At 69.5% G+C, this 24,449-nt stretch carries 23 protein-coding genes; 12 read left to right on the top strand and 11 right to left on the bottom strand.

From position 1 onward, the window contains the following. Positions 1-135: 135 nt before the first annotated feature. Positions 136-1,524 (bottom strand): lipase family protein, encoded by a 1,389-nt coding sequence (locus tag QMG86_RS06210; RefSeq protein WP_281878220.1) that lies wholly within the window; start codon positions 1,522-1,524, stop codon positions 136-138. 167 nt (positions 1,525-1,691) lie between these two features. Further along, the gene (locus QMG86_RS06205) at positions 1,692-2,825 is read right to left on the bottom strand and encodes an esterase/lipase family protein (RefSeq protein WP_281878218.1); all 1,134 of its coding nucleotides are present in this window, start codon (positions 2,823-2,825) and stop codon (positions 1,692-1,694) included. A 274-nt stretch (positions 2,826-3,099) separates the two neighbouring features. Between QMG86_RS06205 and QMG86_RS06200 the strand changes: the two genes are divergently transcribed. The 4 genes from QMG86_RS06200 (at position 3,100) to QMG86_RS06185 (ending at position 7,263) form a co-directional block, all read left to right on the top strand. Continuing rightward, complete coding sequence (locus tag QMG86_RS06200; RefSeq protein ID WP_281878217.1) at positions 3,100-4,347, top strand: PucR family transcriptional regulator; 1,248 nt, start codon at positions 3,100-3,102, stop codon at positions 4,345-4,347. A 49-nt stretch (positions 4,348-4,396) separates the two neighbouring features. Further along, positions 4,397-5,095, top strand: a complete 699-nt coding sequence (locus QMG86_RS06195; protein ID WP_281878216.1) for a class I SAM-dependent methyltransferase — start codon at positions 4,397-4,399, stop codon at positions 5,093-5,095. A gap of 261 nt (positions 5,096-5,356) precedes the next feature. Further along, positions 5,357-6,526 (top strand): thiolase family protein, encoded by a 1,170-nt coding sequence (locus QMG86_RS06190; protein WP_281878215.1) that lies wholly within the window; start codon positions 5,357-5,359, stop codon positions 6,524-6,526. Next, positions 6,523-7,263: an SDR family NAD(P)-dependent oxidoreductase gene (locus tag QMG86_RS06185; protein WP_281878214.1), complete on the top strand. Its 741-nt coding sequence runs from the start codon at positions 6,523-6,525 to the stop codon at positions 7,261-7,263. Before QMG86_RS06190 ends, QMG86_RS06185 begins: the two co-directional genes overlap by 4 nt. 223 nt (positions 7,264-7,486) lie before the next feature. Here QMG86_RS06185 and QMG86_RS06180 read toward each other — a convergent pair whose 3' ends face one another. The 3 genes from QMG86_RS06180 to QMG86_RS06170 all read right to left on the bottom strand — a co-directional run bounded on the left by QMG86_RS06180 (position 7,487) and on the right by QMG86_RS06170 (position 10,157). Further along, entirely contained in the window at positions 7,487-7,816 is a 330-nt protein-coding gene (locus QMG86_RS06180; protein WP_281878213.1) for a transglycosylase family protein, read from the bottom strand. Between the two features lie 587 nt (positions 7,817-8,403). Then, positions 8,404-8,868, bottom strand: coding sequence for a PaaI family thioesterase (locus tag QMG86_RS06175; protein ID WP_281878212.1), 465 nt, complete (start codon positions 8,866-8,868; stop codon positions 8,404-8,406). A 143-nt stretch (positions 8,869-9,011) separates the two neighbouring features. Next, the gene (locus QMG86_RS06170; protein WP_281878211.1) at positions 9,012-10,157 is read right to left on the bottom strand and encodes an acyl-CoA dehydrogenase family protein; all 1,146 of its coding nucleotides are present in this window, start codon (positions 10,155-10,157) and stop codon (positions 9,012-9,014) included. 111 nt (positions 10,158-10,268) lie between these two features. Here QMG86_RS06170 and QMG86_RS06165 point away from each other — a divergent pair, with 111 nt between their 5' ends. After that, complete coding sequence (locus tag QMG86_RS06165; RefSeq protein WP_281878210.1) at positions 10,269-10,940, top strand: TetR/AcrR family transcriptional regulator; 672 nt, start codon at positions 10,269-10,271, stop codon at positions 10,938-10,940. A 27-nt stretch (positions 10,941-10,967) separates the two neighbouring features. Here the strand turns inward: QMG86_RS06165 and QMG86_RS06160 are convergent, their stop codons facing one another. Both QMG86_RS06160 and QMG86_RS06155 read right to left on the bottom strand, forming a co-directional pair. Next, positions 10,968-11,534, bottom strand: a complete 567-nt coding sequence (locus tag QMG86_RS06160; RefSeq protein ID WP_281878209.1) for a type 1 glutamine amidotransferase domain-containing protein — start codon at positions 11,532-11,534, stop codon at positions 10,968-10,970. A 59-nt stretch (positions 11,535-11,593) separates the two neighbouring features. Then, a complete protein-coding gene (locus QMG86_RS06155; protein WP_281878208.1) occupies positions 11,594-12,253 on the bottom strand; it encodes a MerR family transcriptional regulator in 660 nt (219 codons plus the stop codon). A gap of 107 nt (positions 12,254-12,360) precedes the next feature. Between QMG86_RS06155 and QMG86_RS06150 the strand changes: the two genes are divergently transcribed. From QMG86_RS06150 to QMG86_RS06135, 4 genes are all read left to right on the top strand, one after another. After that, entirely contained in the window at positions 12,361-13,323 is a 963-nt protein-coding gene (locus QMG86_RS06150; RefSeq protein WP_281878207.1) for a hypothetical protein, read from the top strand. Further along, positions 13,320-13,766: an ABA4-like family protein gene (locus QMG86_RS06145; protein WP_281878206.1), complete on the top strand. Its 447-nt coding sequence runs from the start codon at positions 13,320-13,322 to the stop codon at positions 13,764-13,766. Before QMG86_RS06150 ends, QMG86_RS06145 begins: the two co-directional genes overlap by 4 nt. Next, complete coding sequence (locus tag QMG86_RS06140; protein WP_281878204.1) at positions 13,766-14,350, top strand: DoxX family protein; 585 nt, start codon at positions 13,766-13,768, stop codon at positions 14,348-14,350. The genes QMG86_RS06145 and QMG86_RS06140 overlap by 1 nt, the downstream gene beginning before the upstream one ends. Positions 14,351-14,451: 101 nt before the next feature. Beyond that, entirely contained in the window at positions 14,452-15,402 is a 951-nt protein-coding gene (locus QMG86_RS06135) for an alpha/beta hydrolase (RefSeq protein WP_281878203.1), read from the top strand. 142 nt (positions 15,403-15,544) lie between these two features. Here QMG86_RS06135 and QMG86_RS06130 read toward each other — a convergent pair whose 3' ends face one another. After that, positions 15,545-16,990, bottom strand: a complete 1,446-nt coding sequence (locus QMG86_RS06130; protein WP_281878202.1) for an MFS transporter — start codon at positions 16,988-16,990, stop codon at positions 15,545-15,547. Positions 16,991-17,143: 153 nt separating this feature from the next. Here QMG86_RS06130 and QMG86_RS06125 point away from each other — a divergent pair, with 153 nt between their 5' ends. Then, a complete protein-coding gene (locus QMG86_RS06125) occupies positions 17,144-18,046 on the top strand; it encodes a LysR family transcriptional regulator (protein ID WP_281878201.1) in 903 nt (300 codons plus the stop codon). A gap of 4 nt (positions 18,047-18,050) precedes the next feature. Here the strand turns inward: QMG86_RS06125 and QMG86_RS06120 are convergent, their stop codons facing one another. From QMG86_RS06120 to QMG86_RS06110, 3 genes are read right to left on the bottom strand one after another with little or no spacing between them, the layout of a single operon-like run. Further along, positions 18,051-19,130 (bottom strand): ADP-ribosylglycohydrolase family protein, encoded by a 1,080-nt coding sequence (locus tag QMG86_RS06120; RefSeq protein WP_281878200.1) that lies wholly within the window; start codon positions 19,128-19,130, stop codon positions 18,051-18,053. A gap of 44 nt (positions 19,131-19,174) precedes the next feature. Beyond that, positions 19,175-19,864: a response regulator gene (locus tag QMG86_RS06115; protein WP_281878199.1), complete on the bottom strand. Its 690-nt coding sequence runs from the start codon at positions 19,862-19,864 to the stop codon at positions 19,175-19,177. Then, entirely contained in the window at positions 19,861-21,645 is a 1,785-nt protein-coding gene (locus QMG86_RS06110) for a sensor histidine kinase (protein ID WP_281878198.1), read from the bottom strand. The genes QMG86_RS06115 and QMG86_RS06110 overlap by 4 nt, the downstream gene beginning before the upstream one ends. A gap of 187 nt (positions 21,646-21,832) precedes the next feature. On the opposite strand from QMG86_RS06110, the gene QMG86_RS06105 reads away from it, so the two are divergent. Then, entirely contained in the window at positions 21,833-22,459 is a 627-nt protein-coding gene (locus tag QMG86_RS06105; RefSeq protein ID WP_281878197.1) for a twin-arginine translocation signal domain-containing protein, read from the top strand. Continuing rightward, complete coding sequence (locus tag QMG86_RS06100; protein WP_281878196.1) at positions 22,456-24,447, top strand: protein kinase domain-containing protein; 1,992 nt, start codon at positions 22,456-22,458, stop codon at positions 24,445-24,447. Before QMG86_RS06105 ends, QMG86_RS06100 begins: the two co-directional genes overlap by 4 nt. Positions 24,448-24,449 lie beyond the last annotated feature (2 nt).

The raw sequence follows: 24,449 nt of genomic DNA, 5'->3' as shown, positions 1-24,449 counted from the left end.
CTCTCGGCACCAACCGTGCTCACGCTAGAGCAAAACGGACACCTTTGTGAGGCGACACCCGAATCTCGTCGGCGCTGCGGGATGGTGTGCGATCAGGCCAGCTCAGACGGCACGTCGGCGGCCGCGCGGCAGGGGTCAGGACAAGGAGTTGCGCAGCGCGGCGGAAAGGATGGACAGCCGTCGCGGGCGGAGCCGCGACAGCTCGGGCGGGCGCGGCGCGCGGATCGGCCGTCCGAACCACATGCGGATGAGCAACGCCGCGAAACCCAGGTGGCCGCGCAACGCCGGACCGGCGAGGGCGAGCGACCATCGCGTCTGCGTACCGGCCGCGGGCAACTCGCGTCCGGCGAAGCGGCCGGCGAGCCAGTCGACCATGACCGGCAGCGCCAGGAACTGCAACAGCAGATGGGTGCTGAGCCGGTCGCGCAGGTAGCGCACGTGCACGCCCGCGTCCACGTAACGGGCGACGTGGCCGTCCACGTCGGCTACCGCGATCACCTCGTCGTGCACGCCTTGCAGCACCAGCATGGGCATGGCGGGCGCGCGGCGGCCCGGGTGGATGTCGTCGAGGATCCGCCGCAACCCGTCCTGGGCGATCATCGCGGCGAGCCCCGCGTCGCTGTGCTTGTCGATGTCGCGCCGGGCGAAGCGATACAGCAGCGGGAAAGTCGCGGTGGTCTCGGTCTCGGCCAGCCAGCCCAGATACCGGGCGTCCAGGTGGGCGCGCAGCATGCGGTCCAGGTCCGGATACCCGCGGCGCAGCCCGGCGGTGAAGACGGCCGCGAACCCCGCGAACAACGTGCCGTTGAGCCGGACGAACGCGGCGGCCGGATCACCCACCGGCGAGCCGGCGACCGCGCCGACCACGTTCAGCTCCGGCGCGTACTCGGCGGCCGCCTCCGCGGCCCAGGCGGTGGCCAATCCCCCGCCGGAATAACCCCACAACCCGACCGGCGTGGCCGGTTCCAGCCCGAGCGGGACGAACGTGAGAGCGGCGCGAACCGCGTCCAGCGCGCGGAATCCCGGCTCCCTGGCCACGCCGAACCGGCCCGCGGTGCCACCGTGATCCGGCACCGACACCGCCCAGCCCCGTGCCAGGGCGCTGACGATCAACGGCAGCTCGAGCTGGGGGATCGATCCGGCGGCCCGCGCCCCGCGCCGTAACGAATAGGAGGGAAGACATTTCGACGCGACCGCGTCGATCGCGCACTGGAACGAGACCAGCGGGCGCGGCTCGGCCGGATCCGCACCCCACGGCAACAGCACGGTGGTCACCGCCACCTCCGGCTCACCGTCCAGATCACAGGTGCGATAGAGCAACTGCCACGCCGAAACGCGCTGCGGCACAAGGGCGAAGAAGCCGATCTCCACGGTCCGCGTGCGGACGATCGCACCGGGACGCAAGCGCCCGACCGCGGGCGGCGGCACGTAGAACGGATCGTCTTCGGGCAGCACCGGCCGACGCGCGAACGCGTCCGGATCGGGCGGCACCGGCCCGCCGTCCCACTCGGGCTCCACGCTCATCCTGTTCTCCCTTTCCGACGGCACGGCCGTGCTGACGGGCACCGTCGCGCCGGTGACGGCGCGAGATGCCCGTATTCCACCCAAGCAATGTCGCGGCCGGAAAAGAATTGTCCCCGGCACCAATTAGACGGTCGCGGATTCTCGCGCCGATGCAGTGACAACGGGGCTCAGAAGCCGCCGTTACCGCCGATCATCCACGGATTGAAAGTGCATTCCAGCGCCGGATGCCCGACCGGATCCAGCGCGTGCAGCACGATCGATGCCGCCCGCGGCGAGTACATCATCGTGAGGTGATCGGACATATCCTGCTCGCACCCGTCCTGCAGCGTGACGTTGTCCACCGTCGCGTCCGGACCCGCCTGCAAGAACGTCCATTGGTACGGGTTGGTGATCTCATCGTGCCGCGAACCGATGGCCGTGTAGGCGACGCCCGGCACCGTGTCGCCCTGCGCGTTCAGGCCGGCGTAGAACGGTGAGCCCGCCGCCTGCTGGATATTCGCGATGCCGACCAGCGGCTCGTAGAACCCGAGGATATTCACGCCGAGGTTGTTGATGATCCGGCCGAGTGTCGCGATGCCCAGCAACGAGGTGCCGTGATGGGTGGCGCCCAAGCTCACCAATTCGCCCACTTTGCCCTGGCCGCCGTCGAATTTCAGATAGTGGTTGGCGATCGTGCCGCCTTGGGAGTGGCCGACGATGTCCACGGCCTGCGCTCCCGTCGCGGCCAGTACCCGGTCGACGAAGTCCCGCAGCTGCCCCGCCGAATCCTCCATCGGCCCGACGCCGAAGCGCCCGGGCAGGATCGGTCCCAGCCCGCCGCCCTCCAGCAGGCCCGATCGCCCGTAGTTGAAGGCGAACACGCAGAACCCGGCGCGCGCCAGGCGCGGCGACAGGGAGGCGAAGGTGTCGTAGGCGTTGAGCCAGGTGCCGTGCAGCAACACCACCGGACGCGGGTGCTCGGCGGTCGGGGCGCAGTTCCAGCGGTTGGCGCCGGGCGGGGCCGCGTCGGGATGGGTCAGCCCGTAGGCGAAGGCGGCCAGATACGCCGACATCTCCGGGCCTTCGCCGGACGCGTCGGAGGCGACGCTGGTCGCCCATCCCGACGAACTGCCGGTGTCCACGATCGCGCGCGGCTGCCTGCCGTCCGGCGCGGGCGTCAAGCCCGCGCTGATGTACTCGGCGAGGGCCCGCTGGGTCGGTTCGATCTCCGCCTGCGCCGCCCCGCCGCCCAGCGCGGTCGCCATGGTCAGGCCCGCGATCATCGCGGCTCCCAGAATCGCCCGCCGAGCGTTGTGCGTCATTGCCAACATCCAGTTCACTTCCATTCGCGCCGAACGAACGCGGCGGGCGGTGAAATCGTGCACCGCCACGAAATGTCTTCCGCGCCACATTTGGAGACAGATGTGATCAGGGCCATATGCGCCAGCCGCTTTCCGAATGTAGAGCGCTCGCCGCAGCGATGTCACTGCACCTCGAGGAGAAGATTTCCGCCGGAATTTTGGCGTGCGAGCCAAAATTCGCGCGGCCGCGCCGACGACCTTGCCCCGGGATTCTGTGGTCGGAAACAATCGGCCCATGTCCGTCGTGTTGTCCCCGGTGACCGGAGACGCCCCGCTCGTCGCCCGGCTGCTCACCCGCTGGCCGCAGATCGCCGAGCGCATGCTCGCCGCGGGCCTGGGCACCACCCCGCCCGCCGCCGACCTGCCGGAGGGGCATTTCACCGCCGAGGTGCTTCCGGCGATCTACGCGTGCGGCCGCGCGGTGCTCCAAGCGATCGGGGAACAGCGCAGCTTCACCAAATCCGAGGTCGCGACGTTCGTCGCCCCGGTGGCCGAACGGCACGCCGAGGACCGGTTTCCGTTGCCCCTGCTCATCGAAGCCATTCACGGTTCCGCGCAGTCGGTGCTCCAGGAGGCGGCCGCGCTGGCGTCCCGCGACGAACTCGACGACCTCGTCGTGATCGGCAGCCGCCTGCTCGACCTGCTCATGCAGATCAACATCACGGTCGTGGAGACCTACACCGAGGTCGAGCAGTCCATCTACAACGCCGAGCGGGAAGCGCGCCGCGCGCTGTGCTCCGCGCTGTTGCACGGGCTGCCCGCCGAGGAACTGGCGGCGCGGGCGGACACCACGCTGGCCGAGCACTACACGGTGCTGGCGATCCACATCCGGCCCGATGACCAGCCGAGCACGGTCGCGACACTGGTCGGACGCCGCCGCATCCGCCTTCTGCACCGCGCGTTGGACGCCCTCGCGGGCACCAAAGCATTGGCCACCTTCGACGGCTGGACCGGAATCGCGTTGCTGCCCACGGGTTCCGATACCGAACTCGACGACGCGCGCTATGCGGGACTGGCCGCCGAACTGACCGAGCACTTCGGCATACCGGTGTTCCTCGCCGAATATCCCGCGGTGCCGCAGGACGCCATCGCGCAGACCGCGAAGGAAGCCACCGACCTCGCCGAGCTCGCACGGCTGCTCGGCAGGCCCGCGGGCGTCTACCAGCTCGACGACCTGCTGCTGGAATACCAGCTCACCAGACCGGGCACCGCTCGCGCGCGGCTGGCCGAGCGCATCGCCCCGATCCTGGACAGCCCGCACCTGCTCGACGCGCTCGACGCGCACCTGCGCCACGGCTCCGACCGCAAAGCCGCGGCCGCCGAGATCCACGTGCATCCCAACACCTTCAGCTATCGCCTGCGCCGCATCGCCGAACTCACCGGGGCCGATCCCACCGATCCGCACGACTCGCGGCTGCTGGCGGCCGCGCTGACGATTCAGCGCCTGTATCCGGGCCGACCGACCGGCGGCGGAAAGCCCTAGCGGGAAAACTCGCTCGCCCCGCGCGGCGGTCGCGGTTACCGTCCGACGCATGGGAGACGAGCACGAGTCGATCGACGCGGGCGGCTACTTGCTGACCGGTCGATCGCTGGACGAGTACCGGGCGATGTTCGCGCTCACCGACGACGACTTGCGCGGCGATATCCTCGACTGCCCCGGCGGTGCGGCCAGTTTCGCGGTGGAGGCGGCCGCGCTCGGCGCACGGGTGGTCGCGGTCGATCCGGTCTATCGCCTGCCCGCCGCGGAGCTGACCGCCTTGGCGGCCGCGGAACTCGACCACAGCACGTCGCACACGACAGCCGCCGCCGACCACTACGTCTGGGGTTTCTACGGCGATCTCCACGGCCACCGCGAGATGCGGAAGACCGCCGCGGGCCGGTTCGCCGATGATCTGCGCGTCAACCCGGCGCGCTACCGATTCGGCGCCCTGCCCGCACTCGACTTCCCCGATCGGGCCTTCGATCTGGTGCTGAGCTCGCATCTGCTGTTCACCTACGCCGACCGGTTGGATTTCGACTTCCATGTAGCCGCACTGCGGGAACTGACGCGGCTGAGCCGCCGGGAGGTCCGGGTGTTCCCGCTCGTCGACCATGCCGGCGGACAGCTGGACGACCTGCTGGATCATGTTCGAAACGAGTTGCGCTCCAGCGGAATTCGGTCCGAAGTCGCCGACGTGGAGTTCGAGTTCCAGCGCGGGGCGCGCTCGATGCTGCGCTTGTCGGCAGCCTGACACCCGTTCGCGTCACTCGAGTTCGGCGGCGCGTCCCGGTCGCAGCGATTCGCTCCGGCGAAGCCGCGATCGGTCGGGCGCGTCGCTCGACGCGGTAGGGCCCGATCCGATTCCGACGGCCGTCCGGATGTGCTGGACGAACTCGCCGAGACCTCCCCGCCGCCGAAACCGGCGTGACACCCGGCCCGGCATGGCCCAACCTGGCGAATCTGTGTTAACTTAACCGAGAATCGAAGTTAACTTAGCTGATCGGAGAGGGCTATGAGGTCCGCCGTCATCGTCGATGTGGTCCGCACACCGTCCGGTAAAGGCAAGGCAGGCGGCGGCCTGTCGGAGGTGCATCCGGCCACCCTGCTGGCAGGCGTGCTCGCCGAACTCGTCGCCCGCAACGACTTCGATCCCGCCCTCGTGGACGACGTGGTCGGCGGATGCGTCACACAGAGCGGGGAGCAGGCGTTCAACATCAGCAGGACCGCCGCGCTGGCCGCCGGTTTCTCCGAGTCGGTGCCCGCCACCACGGTGGACCGGCAGTGCGGGTCCAGCCAGCAGGCCGCGCACTTCACGGCGCAAGGCGTTATCGCGGGCGCCTACGACATCGCGATCGCGTGTGGTGTGGAATCCATGAGCCGGGCGCCGATGTTCTCCAACGGCCAAGGCAAAGACGCCAACCGCGGCCCGCTCGCCCACCGTTACCCGGACGGCCTCATCCAGCAGGGCATCGCGGCCGAGGTGATCGCCGCCCGGTGGAAGTTCGACCGCACCGCGCTGGACGAGTTCGCGGCCCGCTCGCATCGGCTCGCCGCCGAGACCGCGGCGCGGGGAGGTTTCGACAACGAACTGGTCGCGGCGGGCACGCTGACCGCCGACGAGACCATCCGGCCCGCCACCACCGGCGAAAGCCTCGCGAAGCTGCGACCGGCCTTCGTCGACGATCAGTACACCGCACGCTTCCCCGAGATAGAGTGGTCGATCACTCCAGGCAATTCCTCGCCGCTCACCGACGGGGCCTCGGCCGCGCTGATCATGAGCGAGGAGGCGGCGGCGAAACTGGGCCTGCGCCCGCGCGCCCGGTTCCACTCGTTCGCCGTGGTGGGTGACGATCCCCTGCTCATGCTCACGGCAGTGATTCCCGCAACCCGCAAAGTGCTCGACCGCGCCGGGCTGAGCATCGATGACATCGACGCCTACGAGGTGAACGAGGCATTCGCGCCCGTGCCGCTGGTCTGGCGGCAGGAAGTGAACGCCGATCCGGAGAAGCTGAACCCGCGCGGCGGCGCGATCGCCCTCGGTCACCCGCTGGGCGCGTCCGGCACCCGCATCCTGGCGACACTGGTCAACCATCTGGAACAGACCGGCGGCCGCTACGGCCTGCAGACGATGTGCGAAGCGGGCGGCCTGGCCAACGCGACGATCATCGAACGCCTCGGATGAGCACCCGTACCGCGCTGGTCACCGGCGGATCCCGCGGCATCGGCGCGGAGGTGGCGCGCCGCCTGGCCGGCGAGGGTTATCACCTGACCCTCGCCGCGCGCACGCCCGACACCCTCGCGCAGACCGCGGCGCGTCTACGTGCCGAAACCGGAGCGGACGTGCAGACGGTGGCCGCGCACATGAACGACCTCGATCAGGTACGCACCCTGGTGCGGGCCCACGAGGAACGCTTCGGCGGGATGAACGCGCTGGTGTTGAGCGCGGGCACCGGCACGGCGGGCGCCGTGGCCGACCTGCCCGCGAAGGCATACGAGCGCATGCTGGACGTGAATTTCCGCGCGCCGCTGACCCTCATCCAGGCGGCGCTGCCGCTGCTGCGCAAGAGCGCGGACGCCGACCGCGAGCGGGGCGCGAAGATCGTCGCGCTCGCTTCGATCACCGGTGTCGCCGGGGAGGCGGGCCTCGCCGCGTACGGAGCCACCAAAGCGGCGCTCATCTCGCTGTGCGAGACGGTCTCCCTGGAGGAGTCCGGCAACGGTGTCAGCGCGACGGCGGTGTCTCCCGGCTATGTCGACACCGACATGACCGCCTGGAAGCGGGGTGTCCTCGACCGGTCCGCCATGCTCACCACCGGCGACATCGCCGAGATGGTACTGGCGATCACCCGGTTGTCGCGCAACGCCGTGGTGCCGAACATCGTGCTGTCCCGCGCCGGCGACCAGCTGTGGCGTGCGTGAGCACCGTTACCGCACAGCGACCATCGCGCCGGCTCTCGGTATACGAAACGGAGCCCCGAATCCGCTTTCGGTGAATCGCAATTCGGGACGGATTATCGGATTCCGATGGCCGGCCCCATTGCGGCGATAAACGAATATTCGACGACAGGCCGAGTCGCCGAAAATAGCACCGGCGCCTACCGCGATTCGCGGTAGGCGCCGGTAGCGCTTAGGCTGTGACGCGTCAGAGGTACGCGCCGCACACGGGCCAGGCGCCAGGACCCTGGGTCGCGAGCACGTTCTCGGCGACGCGGATCTGCTCTTCGCGGCTCGCGTTGGAGGGGCTGCCGGAGCCACCGTTGGCCTCCCAGGTGCTCTGGGTGAACTGCAGGCCGCCGGAGAAGCCGTTGCCGGTGTCGGTGCCCCAGTTGCCACTGCTCTCGCACTGCGCGACGGCGTCCCAGTTGTGGGCCGACGCGGTGGCGGTCGACAGGCCGAACGGCACGGCGACGAAAGCGCCGACAGCCGCGGTGAAGCCGAGAACACGAGTGGTGAATTTACGGTTATGCGACATGAGATTTCCCGCCTGCGCCCACCGGCTCGGCGAATGTTCGCCGCGCCCCTGTCCCCAGGAAGGTCGTGGACACTCGAACCGCGGGACAGGGTTTCCGGCGTTCTGCGATTCGAGCTCGATCTCGGTGTTGCCCCGAGCCGTGACCGACGTTAGCGGAGATTTCGCGGCAGATCACGTTCGAATAACGTCGAAACAGGTTTAACCCCTGGTCGAGACTCTGCGCCATCCACGCAGGTAGCTCGCGGAAAATTGGGCGATACGATTTCGCTGTTATGGCCCCGTGATGTGGCCGAGATCACCGCGAAATGGTGAAGCGGATCGCATTTCCGCAGGTCCACGACTTGCGGTAGTAGGCAACCCGATACCCGCATCGTCGGCTCAGCGGGACGCAGCTACCGAGTCGTTACCTGGACTACGAACCGGAGATAGACCGGTGACCCCACCCACCGGCGCCGCACGACCCAGGAGTGGTCTCGGCACGGTAACGACCTGGGCGGGGCCCCAGGGAAGCCCCGCGCCGGTTCGCCGCTCATGCGGCGTACCGGCGCCGGAGGCGCGTCGATGGACCACCCCCGGCGCCGAGGGGGCTACTTTCCGTGCGCCCGCAACTGGTAGAGGCCCTCGGTTTCCGCCACGACCACACCATCGGCGTCGGTGACCACCGCACGCAGCGTGAAGTCGGCCTTGCCGTTCTCCCCCGCCTCCGCGGCGATGCGTGTGATCTCCTCGTCCGACAGCGACGCCTCCGCCCGCACAGCGGTCTTGGCCGGCTTGCGGAAGGCGATGCGCAGGTCCTTCACCAGCGGATAGAACGCCGAGTTGTCGAAGGTCGCGACCGCGATCGCGCCGCCGAGGATCTCGGCGACGGTGAACAGCACACCGGCGTACATCACGCCGAAGTGGTTGCCGTTGCCCTCGACGGGGACCGATGTCGCCGCGAAACCGCGCCGCACCTCCACCGCCTGCACGCCCATCTTGTGTGCGATCGGAATGGTGAATTCCAGTGCTCCGTTGACGATGTCCTTGAACGGAGGAGTCTCGACGTCGCTCATCGCAACCGTCCCTTCACGCCGGGTGGCCGGCACCTCGTTGTCTCTGACCACGACCACCTCGGTGGACGTCACCGAAGCGTAGAGCCTCGGGGCCGCGCGCCGACAGGGTGTTGGCAGTTTGCCAACACCGTCGGCTCCGCGGGTCACAGGCTACGGGCGATGATCTCTTTCATGATCTCGTTGGTGCCGCCGTAGATCTTCTGCACGCGGCTGTCGGTCCACATCCGCGAGATCGGATACTCGGTCATGTAGCCGTAGCCGCCGTGCAGCTGAAGGCATTCGTCGGCCACCGACATGGCGCGATCGGTGGTCCACCACTTGGCCATGGCCACGGTCGGGATGTCCAGTTCCCCGCGCAGATGCCGCATGATGCAGTCGTCCAGGAAGACGCGGGCCACCCGCGTCTCGGTGGCCGCCTCGGCGAGGGTGAACTTGGTGTTCTGGAACGCGAACAGCGGCTTGCCGAAAGCGTGCCGCTCCTTGGTGTAGCGCAGTGTCACCTCCAGCGCGGCTTCCATTCCAGCCACCGACCCGACGGCGATGATCAGCCGCTCCTGCGGAAGCTGCTGCATCAGCTGGACGAATCCCTGGCCTTCCTGGGTACCGAGGAGGTTCGTGACCGGGACCCGGACGTCCTCGAAGAACAGTTCGGAGGTGTCCTGCCCCTTCTGGCCCACCTTGTCCAGCACCCGGCCACGCCGGAAGCCCGCGCGGTCGGCCTCCACCAGGATCAGCGAGATGCCGCTCGCGCCTTCGCTGGTGTCGGTCTTGGCGACGACGATGATGAGGTCGGCCTGGCTACCGTTGGTGATGAAGGTCTTGGAGCCGTTCACCACGTACTCGTCGCCCTCGCGGATCGCCTTGGTCTTCACGTTCTGCAGGTCGGAGCCCGTGCCGGGCTCGGTCATGGCGATCGCGCCGACGACCTCGCCGCTGGCCATCTTCGGCAGCCATTGCCGCTTCTGCTCTTCGGTGCCGTAGTGCAGCAGGTAATGCGCGACGATGCCGCTGTGCAGCGTGGCCCCCCAGGAGGTGTCGAACGCCTTGGCCTGCTCCTCGATGAGGACGGCCTCGTGCGCGAAGGTGCCGCCGCCACCGCCGTACTCCTCCGGGATCGACGCGCACAGCAGGCCGAGCGCGCCCGCCTTGTTCCAGAACTCGCGGTCGACGTGGTGCTGCTCGATGAACTTGTCGATGTTCGGCGTCAACTCCTTCGCGAAGAACGAGCGGGCGAGCTCGCGCAGGGCGTCCAAGTCGTCGTCGAGCCAGGCGGACCGGTAGGTCGTCATCGGGTGTCCTTGCGAAAAGTCTGATACCGACAGTTACGGGTACAGTGTGTACCAAGTGCCTGCCGGGTACAAGGTGTACCACGAAGTCGACCGGCCGATACGCTGAGCGCCGTGGCACGACAACCTTGGGTGGACACCGCCGACGCACGGCGTGCCACCAGCACCAGGCCCGGCCGCGAGGAGCGCCGCCGCGCCATCGTGCAAGCCGCGATCGCGGCGATCGAAGAGGACGGGCCGCACGCGCTGACCGGCCGGATCGCCGACCGGGCCGGATTGGCCCGCACGCACGTCTACCGGCACTTCGCCAGCAAGGAAGAACTCGACCTCGCGGTGGCCAGGCACGCGCACCACGATCTGACCGAACGGATTCGCGCGCGACTGGCGGTGGACGGCACGCCGCTGGACATCATCCGCGCGCCCTTGGCCCAGCATGTGCGGTGGGCCGCCGAACATCCCAATCTCTATCGGTTCCTGGTCGGACGCGACTACCGGCGCGGGCGCAACGAGCCGCGCGTCGGCGGGAGCGCTTTCGCCGCCGAGATCTCCGCGGCGGCGGCGCGCTACCTGCCGGAATTCGGGGCCGATCCGCTGGCCGCGGACCGCGTGGTGGTCGCACTGCTCGGCTTGGTCGACGCCTCGGTGCGCTGGTGGCTCGAACACCAGGACACCACCGAGACCGCTCTCGTCGACCGATTGACCACCGAATGCTGGCTGCTCATCGACAACCGGCTCCGCGATCTGGGCATCGCCATCGACCCGCGAAAACCATTGCCTGGCAAGTGAACGGGCGCGCCCGGAGAGGTCGCCGGGTCACCGCGAGGCAGGGACCACTTCCCGCGTGATGGCGTGCACGAAATCGGGAAGATCGCCCGGGTTGCGCGAGGTGAGCAACGTCCACCCGTCCTCGGTGGACCGGACGGCCGCTTCGTCCACCCACTCGCCACCGGCGTTGACGATGTCGGTCCGCAGCGAGAAGTACGAGGTCAGCGTCTTGCCGGACACGAGTTCGGCGTTCACCAGCAGCCACGGGCCGTGACAGATCGCGGCGATCGGCTTGCCCGCGCCCGCGAATTCCTTGGCCAGTTCGATCGCGCGGTCGGTGACCCGCAGCTTGTCCGCGTTCACCGTGCCGCCGGGCACGACGAGCACGTCGAAATCGTCCGCGGAGACCTCGTGCAACGACGTATCCGGTTGCACCGTGGCGTCCTTCTCCGTGTCGTGCCGGTAGGTCTGCACCGCTTCGCGCTTCGGCGCGGCATGGGTCACCTGCGCGCCGCGATCGCGCAGTTCGTCCCGCGGCACCAGCAATTCGTCCCGCTCCACGCCCGTGTTCGAGGTGATGATCAGCACCCGCGTCCCATCCAGCTGATCGGTCATGAGCTGCTCTCCTTTCGGTCGGGATGGTCCTTTTCCCGGCATGCCGCGCGAGAGCCGGGCTAAACCTCGCCGGAGGCGGGAGCGGCGTCGTCGCCAGGGGGCAACAGCGTGCCGGAGAGGTGCTCCTGAGCCAGCCTGCGCAGCGCGGCGAGCAGGGTGTCGCCCAGAATCGTTCCCACGATGGCGGTTTCGGTCATCCGCTCCAGGCCGCGCTCGTTGCGCACCAAGGCGATATCGGTGGCGGCGATGGCTTCGCTGGCGCCCGCGTAGTCGTCCATCGCGGCGACCACGTCGTCGTGGCCGAGCAGGCGCAGGGCGGCGCAGACGTCGACGAGGGTGTCACGGGCCGGGCTGTCGTCGTGGATGCGCCAACCGCGCCGGTCCAGCAGTGCCGCGACGTCCGCGGCGGCGGTCTCCCGCTGCTCGGCGCCGATCTGGGACCTCCGCCCGCCCAGGGCGTATTGCACGTGCCCCAGAGAGTCCCGCGCGGACAGCCTGCCGCTGTCGAGCGCCGCGAGCAGTTCCTTCGCCGCGTCGATGGACACGCCGCCGATGTCGACCAGCGCCCGGATCAGTCGCAGCCTGCCGACGTGCGCCTCGCTGTATTCGGCCTGGTTGCGATGGGTTCGCACACCCGAGGGCAGCAGGCCCTCGCGCACGTAGTACTTGATCGTCGCGGGAGCGACGCCGCTGGCGCGGCTGAGTTCGGCGATCCGCATCGGACTCCTCGGGCTCGGTCGGCTGCTTGACAATAGATAGTACAGCTATCCATAATCGGCACTGATAGTACAACTATCGATACCTTCAGTTTCCGAAAGGTCGACCTGTGACCGCCCTCTTCCGGCGCTTCCCCGTCCTCTCCTGGCATCGCCCGCTGATGCTGCTCGCCGTCGCCATGGCGCTCCTGGTCGTCTGGTCGATCGGGGGCATGATCGTCGACGACCGCACCGTGACCGGCCTGCCGATCTGGGCCAAGTCCGCCAAGTTCGCCCTTTCCGTGCTGATCTACGCGGTGACCTGGGCGTGGTTGCTCAACCAGCTCACCCGATGGCGACGCGCCGCGTGGTGGGCGGGGACCGTGGCGGCACTGGGCCTGGCGATAGAACTCGTCGTCATCACCACGCAGATCGTGCGGGGCACCACCAGCCACTTCAATTTCACGACGCCGCTGAACGCGGCGCTGTGGGAGCTCATGGGGTCGTCCATCGTGGTGGTCTGGCTCGCCACCCTGGTCGTGTCGGCCGCGCTGTTCGTTCACCCAACGGTCGATCGCGCCCGCGACGCGGCGATCCGTTACGGCGCCGCGCTCTCGCTCGCGGGCGCCGCACTGGGAATCCTGATGGTGGCGCCGACACCCGAACAGCGGGCGGCCGACAGCGCGATCCGCGGCGCCCACACCGTAGGGGTTTCCGACGGCGGGCCCGGGTTGCCCCTTCTCGGCTGGAGCACGGTCGGCGGCGATCTGCGCATCCCGCATTTCATCGGCATGCATGCGTTGCAAGTGATTCCACTGGTGCTGCTCGCCGTCGAGTACGGGTCGCGGCGGTTCCCGGTCCTGCGCGCGCCGGGCACCAGGCGAAGGCTTGTCGTGATCTCGGCGGCGACGTACGCCGCGCTGCTCGCGGTGCTGACCTGGCAGGCGCTGCGCGGACAGTCGGTGGTCCATCCCGACGCGACCACACTCGCGGCGTTCGCTGCCGTCGCCCTCGCCGCCGCGGTGGCCGCGGTTGTCGCGATCCGGCCGAAAGACGCTGCCGTGCGGCGGTTCCCGATCGGAGCGGGCCGATGACGGAACTGCTGTTCGATGTCACCTTCTGGTTCGCCGCGCCGTTCTGGGCACTGATGATCCTGGCGCCGAAGTGGCGGCGGACCGGGGCGGTCGTCGCCTCACCGCTCATCTGCCTTGCGCCGCTGATCGTCTACGCGGCACTGATCGTGCCCGAGTTCGGCACCTTCGCCGCGGCGCTGATCGACCCCGAACTCTCCGGTCTGCGCGCGGTGCTCGGTTCGAGCTCCGGCGCCGCGGCGGCCTGGGCGCATTTCGTCGCCTTCGACCTGTTCCTCGGCCGCTGGATCTTCCTGGACAGCCGCGCCCGCGGCCTTCCATCGCTGCTGATCAGCCCGCTGCTCGTACTCACCATCCTGTTCGCGCCGATCGGCGTCCTGCTCTACCTGCTCATCCGGCTCACCACCACCCCGGCGCCCGGCCGGTCCGTCCCTACGGAGGCATGATGGAAACCCTCATCGTTCTGCTGACCACCCTGCTCGCGCTGCGCACGGCCGGCGCCCTCGGCGTCCACCGGTTCGCCGCCTGGCCCACCTGCGCCGCCTACGCCCTCGGCGTGATGCTGATCATGACCGGCACCACGCATTTCCTTCCGGCGGCGTTCGCGGACTCGCCCGTGCCCACCCACGCCGATCTGCTGCCGATGGTTCCGCCGTTCGTCCCGTTCCCCGGCGCGATGGTCTACCTGACCGGCGTGGTGGAACTGCTCGGCGCGGCGGGCCTCTTCCGCACGCGCACCCGCCGGGGCGCGGGGCTGGGACTCGCCGCCCTGTTCATCGTGATGCTGCCCGCCAATATCTACGCGGCCGTCTCCGGCATCCCGTTCAACGGCGCGCCCGCGACGCCGCTGTGGGCGCGCATCCCGGAACAGGTGCTGTACCTCGGCGTCGCCCTGTGGGCAGCCGGGATACTGCGGTCCTCGCGGCACCGAGCCGAGCACGGGTGGGCCGCGCGGAGCGTCCGGCACGGCGACGACCGCCGGGATGGAAGCACGCGGACGACTCCCGCGGCGAACCGCACGGCGTCCTGACCACCATCCGAAAGCGGCTGCTTCCATGGGATTTCAGTGCCCGGTTCCGAATCTTCAACAGTCCCAGGCGTACTGGCCCCTAGCGCGGGTACAACGAGATAGTGAGTGCTTCTAGGTATTTGGGCGCGCTCGTCAGCGCGCTCGCGACCGCTGTCGCGGCGTCCGTCCTTTCCGTTCCCCCCGCCGGAGCCGAGCCCGCACGGGCGCACGTGGTCGGGCAAGTTCCGCTCGGCGGCTCGGTGTCCCAGATCGATGTCTATTCACCGTCTATGGATCGGGTGGTCACCAATCGGGTGATCCGCGCGGCGGGTGGCGGTCCCGCGCCCACGCTCTACCTGCTCACCGGCATCGGCGGTGGGGTCGACGGCATCTCGTGGTGGGACGACACGGACGTGCGGGGGTTCTTCGCCGACAAGCACGTCAACGTGGTGATGCCGGTCGGCGGCGCCTTCAGCATGTACACCGACTGGCTCGCCGACGATCCGGCGGTCGGGCGCAACCGGTGGCAGACCTACCTCACCCGGGAACTGCCCGCCACGCTCGACACCGAGCTCGGCGCGACCGGACGCAACGCGATCGCCGGAGTGTCGATGAGCGCGGGCTCCGCGATCGACCTCGCGATCCAGGCGCCCGAGGTGTACGACGCGGTGGCGGCCTACAGCGGCTGTCCGTGGGCGGCGGACGCCGTCGGCGCGGCGATGGTGAGCGCGCAGGTCATCCGGGGCGGGGGCAATCCGGGCAACATGTGGGGCGCGCCGGGTGACGCGATCTGGCGGGCCCACGATGCTTTCGCCAACGCCGGCGCTCTGGCCGGGAAGACCATCTACTTGTCCGCGGCTTCGGGCACGCCGGGCGCGATAGATCGCGGCCTGCCGTTCCCACCGATCGAGGCGATAGCGAGCTCCTGCACGGCGGCCTTCGCCGATCGCCTCGACGAGCTCGGGCTACCTGCGATCCACATCAACCGCTCGGAGGGCTCGCACACCTGGGGGCAGTTCGAGACGGATCTGCACGACTCCTGGCCGCACCTGGCCCGCGCACTCGGCGCATAAGAGTCTCAGATCCATCGAGCGCTCCTCCCGCACACCGTGGGCACGCGGGAGGCGCCTCGGCGAAACGAGTACTGCCGAAGAGCATACGAGGCCGCGCTGGACCGTACCGCGACCTCGACGTGTGTCGGGCGCGGGTGCGCGGTCAGTCCAGCTGGTCGCCGTCGAGCGCTTGGGCACTCGGCCGCCGACGCGGACCCGAGCCACCCACCCGTACGGCCAGGACCATCGCGAGCCCGAGGGTGACGAGAAGCGCTGCGACGGCGAAGGTCCACTGTGTACCTCGTGCCACCTGCTCCGGCGCGGCGACGGTGACATCCCCCGCGCCGACCGCGAAAGCGAAGACGGCTCCCATGACCGAGGCTCCCGTGATGAGACCCAGGTTGCGGGAAAGATTCAGCATGCCCGACACCACACCGCGCTGGTGCGGCGCGACGTCTTTCATGACCGTGGTGTTGTTGGCCGCTTGGAACAGCGCGTAGCCGCACGTCGTGATCATCAGCGGCAGGACATATCCGACGACCCCCGCGGCCCCGGGCAGCACCGCGAGCGCGGCCGTGCCGCCGATGACCGCGCCGAGCCCGACGACGACCATCCGCCCGGCGCCGAAGCGATCGGTGGCGCGCCCCGCGGGCACACCGGTGAGGGCGGACACCGCCGGACCGGCCGACATCACCAACCCGACGACCGCCGGAGCGAGATGCAGGGCGCGAGCGAGATGAAAGGGTCCCACCACCAGCGTGGTCATCACCACGGCCGAAACCAGCGCACTCGTCGTGAGACCGGCGGCCAGGACCGGATCACGGAACGTCGCGATGTGCAGCAGCGGGGAGGACACCCGCCGCTCGGCCACGACGAACAGTCCGAGACCCACCGCGCACGCACCGAGCAGCCCGAGACCGAGCGGGCCGAACGAGTTGCCCTGGACCGTCAGGGCCAGCGCGTAGCAGCCGAGGGTGATGGCGAGCAACGAAGTGCCGAGAATATCGAAAGAAGCGCGATCAGAACGGTTTCGCGGTGTGGATGGGGGCAGTGCGCGGGCTGAGAGAGCTAGCGTGAGAAGCCCGATCGGCACGACGAGCAGGAAGATCGCACGCCAGCCGAAGGCGGCGACGAGAACTCCGCCGAGCGAGGGGCCCAGCGCGGTGCCTACCGCGGACATCGTCCCGAGCAACCCCATGGCGCTGCCGGTGCGGTTCTTCGGAACGGTTTCGCCGACGAGGGCCATCGTCAGCGCCATCATGCAGGCGGCGCCCGCTCCTTGCAGCGCCCGGGCCGCGACCAGGAAGACCAGATCCGGGGCGAGGCCGCACAGCAGCGTCGCGAGCGTGAACACGCTGATGCCCACGAGCAGCAACCGCCGCCGGCCGACGAGGTCACCGAGCCGCCCCGCACCGACGATCAGTGTCGTGGTGGCCAGCAGATAGGCGAGGACGATCCACTGGACCTCGTGGAAGGAGGCATCGAAAGCCGCCGCCATGGTCGGCAGCGCGACGTTGGCGACGCTGATGCTCAGCGAGGGCAGCAGCGTTGTCAGCGACAGCGCGAGCAGCGGCCGGGGGTACGAACGGCGTGCGGGGGTTGTCCGCACGAGTGGTTCTGCTGGTTTCACGGCGATGACCTCTTCCATCGGGGTGTCTCCAAGGACGCTAGGTCTCGCCGTGACCAGGTGGAAGACGCACAGATGGAAAGGTATTTGTGCACCGGACGCCATGCCACCCGCCATCTGTGCGATCGTGTGCGCATGGCGCGGCCCGACCTGAACTTGCTGATCACCTTGGACGTCCTGCTCGAGGAGGGCAGCGTGACGCGGGCCGGCGAACGACTCGCCCTCAGCCCCTCGGCGATGAGCCGCCAGCTCGCGCGGTTGCGCCGGGCCACCGGCGACCCGCTGCTCGTGCGGGCAGGTCGCGGGCTGGCGCCGACGCCGCGCGCGGTGGAACTGCGCGACCGCGTGCGCGATCTCGTCCGCGATGCCGAAGACGTGCTACGTCCGGTCGGCGAGCTGGACCTGGCCGGGCTGGACCGCACTTTCACCGTGCGCAGCACCGACGGATTCGTGGAGAGGTTCGGCCCGGATCTGGTGGCCGAAGCCGGCCGCGCCGCGCCGGGCGTGCGACTGCGGTTCGTCCAGAAGGCCAAGCGCGACCACGGTGCTCTGCGCGACGGCGGTGTCGACCTGGAGATCGGAGTCATCGACCGCGCACTGCCTCCGGACATCGCGAACACGGCGCTGTTCACCGACCGGTTCGTCGGAGTGGTGCGCAGCGCGCATCCGCTGCACACCGGCGCCGTCACGACGGCCCGCTACGCCTCCGCGCGGCATGTCCACGTCGCACGGCGCGGTCTGGACGAGGGCCTGGTCGACGAGGCCATGCGCCCCACCGGCTACCGGCGCGACATCGTGACGGTGGTGGACGGCTTCGGGGCCGCCTTGGCGCTGGCCAGGACCTCGGATCTGGTCGCGACGGTGCCGGAGCGGCACACCGAGATCCTGCGGCGTGGCATGCGTTCGTTCGCGCTGCCGTTTCGTGCTCCCGAGGTGACGGTGTCGTTGCTGTGGCACGTCCGGCTCCAGGCCGACCCGGCTCACCGATGGCTGCGCGGCCGTGTGCTCGACGTGTGCCGGACGCCGAAGACCGAGTGAGTCTTCACAACCCCGCGTCGTGGGGGTAGCGCGCGGTCAGCCCGGACCGGTCGCCGAGCCCGAAGTTCATGACGAGATCGTCGGCGACCTGGACCAGCACGTCGCGCCCTTCCACCGCGGCCGCCCACTCCATCGGCAGCCCGGACACACCGTGCGCGGCGCCGATCAGATTGCCCGCCACCGCGCCGGTGGAATCGGAATCGCCGGAGTGGTTCACCGACAGCAGCAGCGCCGCGCGCACGTCGCCGGTCCTGGCCGCGTGCAGGGCGCAATACACCGCGATGGCCAGGCACTCTTCGGCGATCCACCCTCCGCCCACCCGCTCGACCTGCTCGGCCGACACCGCTTGCTCGGACACCTCGACGGCGCGTTCCAATGCCGCCACGGTTTCCGCGCTCGCGGGAAACGCGGTGAGCTGAACGACCGTCTCCCGTACCGCCGCCGACAGCTCGGCACCGCTCACCACGCGATCGATCAGTGCCGCGAACGCGCCCGCGGCGAGATAACCCGTGGGATGCCCGTGGGTCAATTGCGCGGCACGCGCGGCCGTGGCGAACGCCTGGTCCGGGCCCATACCGGCCAGTCCGAACGGCGCGGACCGCATGACCGTGCCGCAGCCCTTCGAATGCGCGTTCACCGGTCCGGGTTCACCGAGCGGCACGGGGGCGAGATATCCCCTGGCCTGCTGTCCCAGCCCGGACATGCAGGCGTTTCCCGGCGCGCGCACCGCGTACAGAAACGGCAGGCTCGCCAGCCATCCGTCGGTCGCGGCGGCGGGCCCCTCTTCGCGCTGGGTCTCCAACCAGCGCAGATACGCGCGGCGCAGCGCGGGCACCGGGTCGGCGCCCGGCGCCGCCCGCAGCAGCCCCTCCGCGGTGAACAGCGTCATCTGCGTGTCATCGGTGATCTGCTGCGGCGCGTCCACCGCATGCTGCGGCAGGAAGCCCGTCACCCCCGCGTCGCCATAGCGCTGCCGGATCTGCTCCAGCCGCAGGAATTCGATAGGCCACCCCAGCGCGTCCCCCACCGCCCCGCCCAGCAGGGAGCCACGGACCCGATCGAAGATCGTCGTGTAATCCACCACGCCGCATCATCTTTCCGTATGCGCCGCGTTCGGTGCACGGCGCCTCAGTCCGGCGTCGAATTGGTGCTGCGCAGGAAGGTGAGGGCGGCCAGGACGCGCTGGTTGTAGAGCGAGCCGTGCCGGTTCAGCCCGGTGGTCTCGGACAGCGCCAGTTTGCTGTTGATCGTGGACAATTGCTTCTCCACCGTGCTGATCTTGGTGTGCAGCGTCTGCGCGATGCCGCGGTTGGAGCGGCCCTCGGCGACCAGCGCGAGAATGCGCCGCTCGTGCGGCGTCAGCTTCTCCAGCGGATCGGTCACCCGGTGGCGCGACATCAGTTTGCTGATGATGTACGGGTCGATGACCACCTCGCCGCGGACGATCCGGGTGAACGCGTCGATGAGCTCGTCGAGGTTGCCGAGTCGTTCCTTGCCGAGATAGCCGACGGCGCGTGGGATCTCCTCGATGCTGAGCAGACGCTCGGCGTACGCGGCCTCCAAGTAGTCCGAGAGCAGCAGCAGACCGACGTCCGGGTAATTCGCCCGGACGAGTTCGGCGATGTCCAGGCCGTCGGTGTCGTGGAAGGCGGTCAGCCGGATGTCGAGCAGCGCCAGATCGGGTGCGTGCTCGTCGATCAGCGGCAGCGCCTCCGGCCGGGTCGACGCCTGGGCGAGCACATCGATGCCGCGACCGCGCAAGGCGTCGGTGAGCAGATCCAGGAACAGACCGCGATCTTCGACGATGACGATTTTCATGACGTCGCTCCCGTCTCGGGCGCCTCGGGAAGCCGAGCGCGCAATGTCGTTCCGCGACCGGCCTCGCTGATGATGTCGAGTTCGCCGCCGACGCCCTCGACGCGATGGCGCAATCCGGTCAGGCCGTCGCCCGGGCGGGCGCCGCCGTGGCCGTCGTCGGTGATCTCGATGACCAGATGCCGGTCGTCCCGATGCGCTCGCACGTGCGCAGTGGTCGCCCCGGAGTGCTTGTAGACGTTGGCGAGCGCTTCGCTGATCACGAAATAGGCGGTGATCTCCACGTGTTTCGGCCACCGTTGCTCGGTCAGCTGGAAAGTGACCGGCAGCGGGGCGCGGTCGGCCAGGTTCTCGATCGCGGCACCGAGTCCGTGTGCGATCAGGACGGTCGGATAGATGCCCTGGGTGAGGTCACGCAAGGCGCGGATGGTGTCGGTGAGTTCGGCGTGGGCGGCCGAGACCGCGCGCCGCGCCTTCTCCGGTTCCGCTCCCTCGCCCGAGGCCAGCGCGCGGTGGGCACTGTCGAGCAGCATGAGGATGCGGAAGAAGCGCTGCTGGGAACCGTCGTGCAGATCCCGTTGGATGCGCCTGCGCTCGTCGAAGGCGGTCTGCGCCAACCGCAGCCGCGACAGGCGGAGCTGTTCCAGCTGCGCCTGCTGGGTGGCGTAGAGGCGCGCGTTGTCGATGGCCAGGGCGACGGCCGTGATCGCCGCGTCGGTGGCCTCCGCCTGCCCGTCGAGCGCGGCGTCGTGCTCGATGACCGCGATGGGGTCGCCGCGGCGCCGGACCATCGTCGCCGAGCGGGCCGGGGTGCGGCCGGTCACGGTCACCGGCTGGCCGTGGATGTCCACGTACCGGCCGTCGCCCAGCACGTAGGCGATGGTCAGCGTGGGATCCCCGAGAGAGCGGCGCAGCGCGGCCTGCAGCGCCCCGGGATCGGAGATCGAGGCCAGGTCGCGTTCGATGTCGTTGAGCAGATCGACCACGCCTTGGTGGCCGAGCTTGCGCACCAGCCAGCGGACCAGATACAGCAGCGGGACGAGCACGATCACCGCGACGGTGAACAACGAAGCGAGCACGGCCTTCGCCTGGATGGGCGCGGGTATCACGGTGACCACCGCTTCCGCGATCTTGATCGCCGCGGTCGCCCCGATCCCGATCCAGACCGGACCGGCGGGCCTGCGGCGCACCGGTGCGGCCACCGCCCAGCGCCGCACCACGATGGCGACGGCCGCGACGCCCATGACGACGCCGAGGACGCTGCCGGTCGCCCCCCAGAAAGTGACCGGGCGGTGGATACCGATCGCCCACGGCGGTTCCGGATGATCGACGAAGTACCGCACGACCTGGGTGCCCGTCGCGATGACATGCGAAGCGATCACGAAACCGCGGTCGAACCTGCTGCCCAATCGGCCGGTGGGCCAAGCCAAGAGGACGTGCGCCGCGATACCCATCCAGCTGTAGGCGAGGCAGAAGCCGATCGCGAACAGCACACCGTCGGTAGCCCTCAGGTACTGGAGGTAATACACGGCGGCGCCGAGCACCATCAACCGTCCGATGCGCGGTGAGGGCAATCGAACCCAGGCGACCACACCGGCTCCGATCACCACCGACCCCGCGCTCCGCGGCGGGATCTCCTGCCACCAGAGCGGCGTCCACACCGACCAGGAGACGGCCATGGTCCAGCACGTCACGGCCAGCGCGGCGAGCCCCGCCACGGCCGCGGACGCCCAGCGCGGCACCCGCGCCGGACGCGCATCGCCCTCCGCAACAATGACCGTCACCGCACGATCTCCTCGTTTTCCCCCGCTGGCCCGATCATCCACGACCACACCGCAGACGCAACCAAGGTTTCCACCCGCCCGCTCCCGAGTTTTCCGTCGCGCGGGCGGCGGATCACCGGGACGGCGCGCGCCGCGCGGGCCACGACAATATCCCTGTCGGCACAGCCGATTTCGAGGGGAAGATGCCATGAACGAGTACTGTTCGAGTTTCCGTGCCGTCCGCCGGCTGCCGCGTCCGGTGGACCGCAGACGGTTTCTCACCCGCGCCGCGGCCGCGGGAGCCGGTCTTGCGCTGGGCGCCGCCATGTCGCCGAAAACCGCCTTGGCCGGTTCCAATTCGGGCTTCCGGTGGTGCAGCCGCTGCCAGAACATGTGGTTCGCGTGGGGCGACGACCAGGGCCACTGCCCGGTGTCGCATCTCTGGGACCACAGCCACTACCAGGACGGCAGTGCGGTCTATTGGTTCGTCGACGAACAGCCCGAGGTCGGCCAGGATCGCGCGGGGCTGCTGGGCTTGAAGTGGTGCCGCACCTGCAAAGCGGCGTACTTCTCCTTCGATCGGGGTGTCTGCCCGAACAACTCGGAGGGGCACACACCGTCGGCCGAGACCTATCGCGTCGAAACGGATCTGCAGCCACCGCTGTCGGACTTCCCGAAACAGCCCGGCTGGAACCGTTGCACGAAATGCCAAGTCCTGTACTTCGGTCCGAATTGGATCGACAGCCACTGCCCGGCGGGCGAACCGCACCGCGGAGCGGCGGTCGACTCGGGCGCGGGATGGCGGTTCGAAGGCTACTTCCCGAGGATTCGATGAACCGCCGGACACCACGCGGCGACTCCGGGACCGCTGGCGTGCTGCCTGCCGGATTCTCGGCGGTCGAGCTGCTGGACGACGACGTGGTCGCGACGGTGACAGCGATCGCCGACCGCGACGGCCGCGAGGCCGTGCTGACCCTCGCCAAGGCGCCCGCGCCGGACCAGGGCCGCACGGCGTTCCGGCGGTGGGCGAAGGGGCTGCTCGACATATCCGGTGGCCCGCACGTCGCCCGAATGATCGCCGCCGACATCACGGCGGACGGACGGCCCTTCCTGATCGTCGAGAGCGGGCCTGTGCTCGCCGACCACCTCGACGAACACGGCCCGCTCTCGGTGCGCGCCACCCGCGATCTCGGCATCGCGATCGCGGACGCGCTGGCCGCCGCGCACTCCGTCGACATCCCGCACGGCGCGCTGCAGCCCGCCACGATCCTCCTGGTGAACGATCGGGCGGCACTGGCCGGCTTCGGCATGAACGCCCCGGGCTTGGCGGTGGCCGCGGCCGTCGACGCCTACACCCCGCCCGAGGATCTGCCTGCGGCGCTGGCCGGGCGAATCGTGGCCGGACCGGCCGGTGACGTGTACCGTCTCGGCGTCACGCTCTATGTACTGCTGGGTGGCGAATTGCCCTGGCAGGAAGCGTTGTTCGACCTCGCGGCGCGCAGCGTCGCGCTGCCGGAGATACCCGGTGTCGCCGCCGAATTGGTGGCGCTGCTGCGGGCCGCGACCACGGCCGATCCGCTCGCCCGGCCGAGCGCGGCGCAATTGCGTGACTGGCTGGCGGGGATCGTCGTCGATTCCGAGCCCCGCGCGATCGGCGCCATCCCGCGTGAGCTCCTCACGGGCAGCGGAGTACGCAAGGTCGGACGGCGCAGAGCGGCATTGCTGGGCGCGGCCGGCCTCGGGTCGGGGGCGGTGGCGGGCACCCTCGCCAGGCACGCGAGTCCGGGTATGCCCGCCGCGCCCGCGCCCATCGCGCTGCCGAATCTCGCGCCGGTCCTCCCCGCGGCGGCGACGGCCGCCACCGGTGGGCTGTCGATCATCACCGTCGTGGCGATCACTGTCGTCACGGTGACGGTCGGCGTGGTCGGCGCGGTCACCGCCCCTCGCATCCTGCCCGACGTCTTCGGCGGCGCCCAGGCGTGCGACTCCGTGGTCGGTGACCGTCCCTACGCCGACGTGCTGGCCGACTCGGTGCAGTTCCTGAACGACAACGGCTACAACTTCGTCTTCAAGTTCGCCACCGAGGCCAACGCCCGCGGCTCGGTCGACCTCCCCGCGCGCACCGCCGCCTTCGTCCTCGAACCACCGGGCAGATATCAGGGGGAAGTGCGCGTGGAAGGTGACGACCTCCTGCTCAGCGGACCGGTGGGCGGAACGGCTCCGGGCACCTGGACCCGGCGCTCCGTGGCGACCAACCCCATCGCCCGAGCCGTTCTCGGCGTGCCGGGAATCGCCGCCGAGACACTGCGCACGGCGGATCCCGTCGAGCGCGACGGGTGCGACTTCACCGGACAGGTGGACGTCGGCGCGCTCCGCGCCGCCACCGGGCAACCGGCCGGTACGGGACGGGCCGACTTTGAAGCCGGAATCCAGGACGGCACCGGCGAATTGCGCTACTTCAACATCCGTACCGGCAATCCCACGCAGGATATCGAGCTGAAAGTGGAGCGCTCGGCTTCCCCCTCGACGCCGGGTGATCCGGGGCCGACGAAGTCACGCACCGATCTGTCCGGCCGATGGACCAACAACCAGTACTCGTTCCTCACCAACGGCTCCGTCGCGGGGCTGATGATCGGCGACCAACCCGCGTGCAGGTCGACGGCAGTGCGTTCCACCGGGACCACCATGGACGTCCAGTTCGACTGCCTGCCCGGGACGCAGCTGCCGCGAACCGTCGCCGTGCACGCGGAGCTTCTCGACGACGAGCACCTCGAGCTCACCGGGAACGCGGCGCTCAGCGGCACCTATCGGCTGGCGAGCTGACG

This window comes from Nocardia sputorum, assembly GCF_027924405.1.
GTDB lineage: Bacteria > Actinomycetota > Actinomycetes > Mycobacteriales > Mycobacteriaceae > Nocardia > Nocardia sputorum.
The sequence above is the reverse complement of the archived record's forward strand: the minus strand, read 5'-3'. Positions and strand labels throughout refer to the sequence as shown.

What these genes read in the sequence shown, in the direction of transcription:
- QMG86_RS06210 (WP_281878220.1), bottom strand. Translation starts at nt 1,524, where the DNA reads ATGAGCGTGGAGCCCGAGTGGGACGGCGGGCCGGTGCCGCCCGATCCG.
- QMG86_RS06205 (WP_281878218.1), bottom strand. Translation starts at nt 2,825, where the DNA reads ATGACGCACAACGCTCGGCGGGCGATTCTGGGAGCCGCGATGATCGCG.
- QMG86_RS06200 (WP_281878217.1), top strand. Translation starts at nt 3,100, where the DNA reads ATGTCCGTCGTGTTGTCCCCGGTGACCGGAGACGCCCCGCTCGTCGCC.
- QMG86_RS06195 (WP_281878216.1), top strand. Translation starts at nt 4,397, where the DNA reads ATGGGAGACGAGCACGAGTCGATCGACGCGGGCGGCTACTTGCTGACC.
- QMG86_RS06190 (WP_281878215.1), top strand. Translation starts at nt 5,357, where the DNA reads ATGAGGTCCGCCGTCATCGTCGATGTGGTCCGCACACCGTCCGGTAAA.
- QMG86_RS06185 (WP_281878214.1), top strand. Translation starts at nt 6,523, where the DNA reads ATGAGCACCCGTACCGCGCTGGTCACCGGCGGATCCCGCGGCATCGGC.
- QMG86_RS06180 (WP_281878213.1), bottom strand. Translation starts at nt 7,816, where the DNA reads ATGTCGCATAACCGTAAATTCACCACTCGTGTTCTCGGCTTCACCGCG.
- QMG86_RS06175 (WP_281878212.1), bottom strand. Translation starts at nt 8,868, where the DNA reads ATGAGCGACGTCGAGACTCCTCCGTTCAAGGACATCGTCAACGGAGCA.
- QMG86_RS06170 (WP_281878211.1), bottom strand. Translation starts at nt 10,157, where the DNA reads ATGACGACCTACCGGTCCGCCTGGCTCGACGACGACTTGGACGCCCTG.
- QMG86_RS06160 (WP_281878209.1), bottom strand. Translation starts at nt 11,534, where the DNA reads ATGACCGATCAGCTGGATGGGACGCGGGTGCTGATCATCACCTCGAAC.
- QMG86_RS06155 (WP_281878208.1), bottom strand. Translation starts at nt 12,253, where the DNA reads ATGCGGATCGCCGAACTCAGCCGCGCCAGCGGCGTCGCTCCCGCGACG.
- QMG86_RS06145 (WP_281878206.1), top strand. Translation starts at nt 13,320, where the DNA reads ATGACGGAACTGCTGTTCGATGTCACCTTCTGGTTCGCCGCGCCGTTC.
- QMG86_RS06140 (WP_281878204.1), top strand. Translation starts at nt 13,766, where the DNA reads ATGGAAACCCTCATCGTTCTGCTGACCACCCTGCTCGCGCTGCGCACG.
- QMG86_RS06125 (WP_281878201.1), top strand. Translation starts at nt 17,144, where the DNA reads ATGGCGCGGCCCGACCTGAACTTGCTGATCACCTTGGACGTCCTGCTC.
- QMG86_RS06115 (WP_281878199.1), bottom strand. Translation starts at nt 19,864, where the DNA reads ATGAAAATCGTCATCGTCGAAGATCGCGGTCTGTTCCTGGATCTGCTC.
- QMG86_RS06105 (WP_281878197.1), top strand. Translation starts at nt 21,833, where the DNA reads ATGAACGAGTACTGTTCGAGTTTCCGTGCCGTCCGCCGGCTGCCGCGT.
- QMG86_RS06100 (WP_281878196.1), top strand. Translation starts at nt 22,456, where the DNA reads ATGAACCGCCGGACACCACGCGGCGACTCCGGGACCGCTGGCGTGCTG.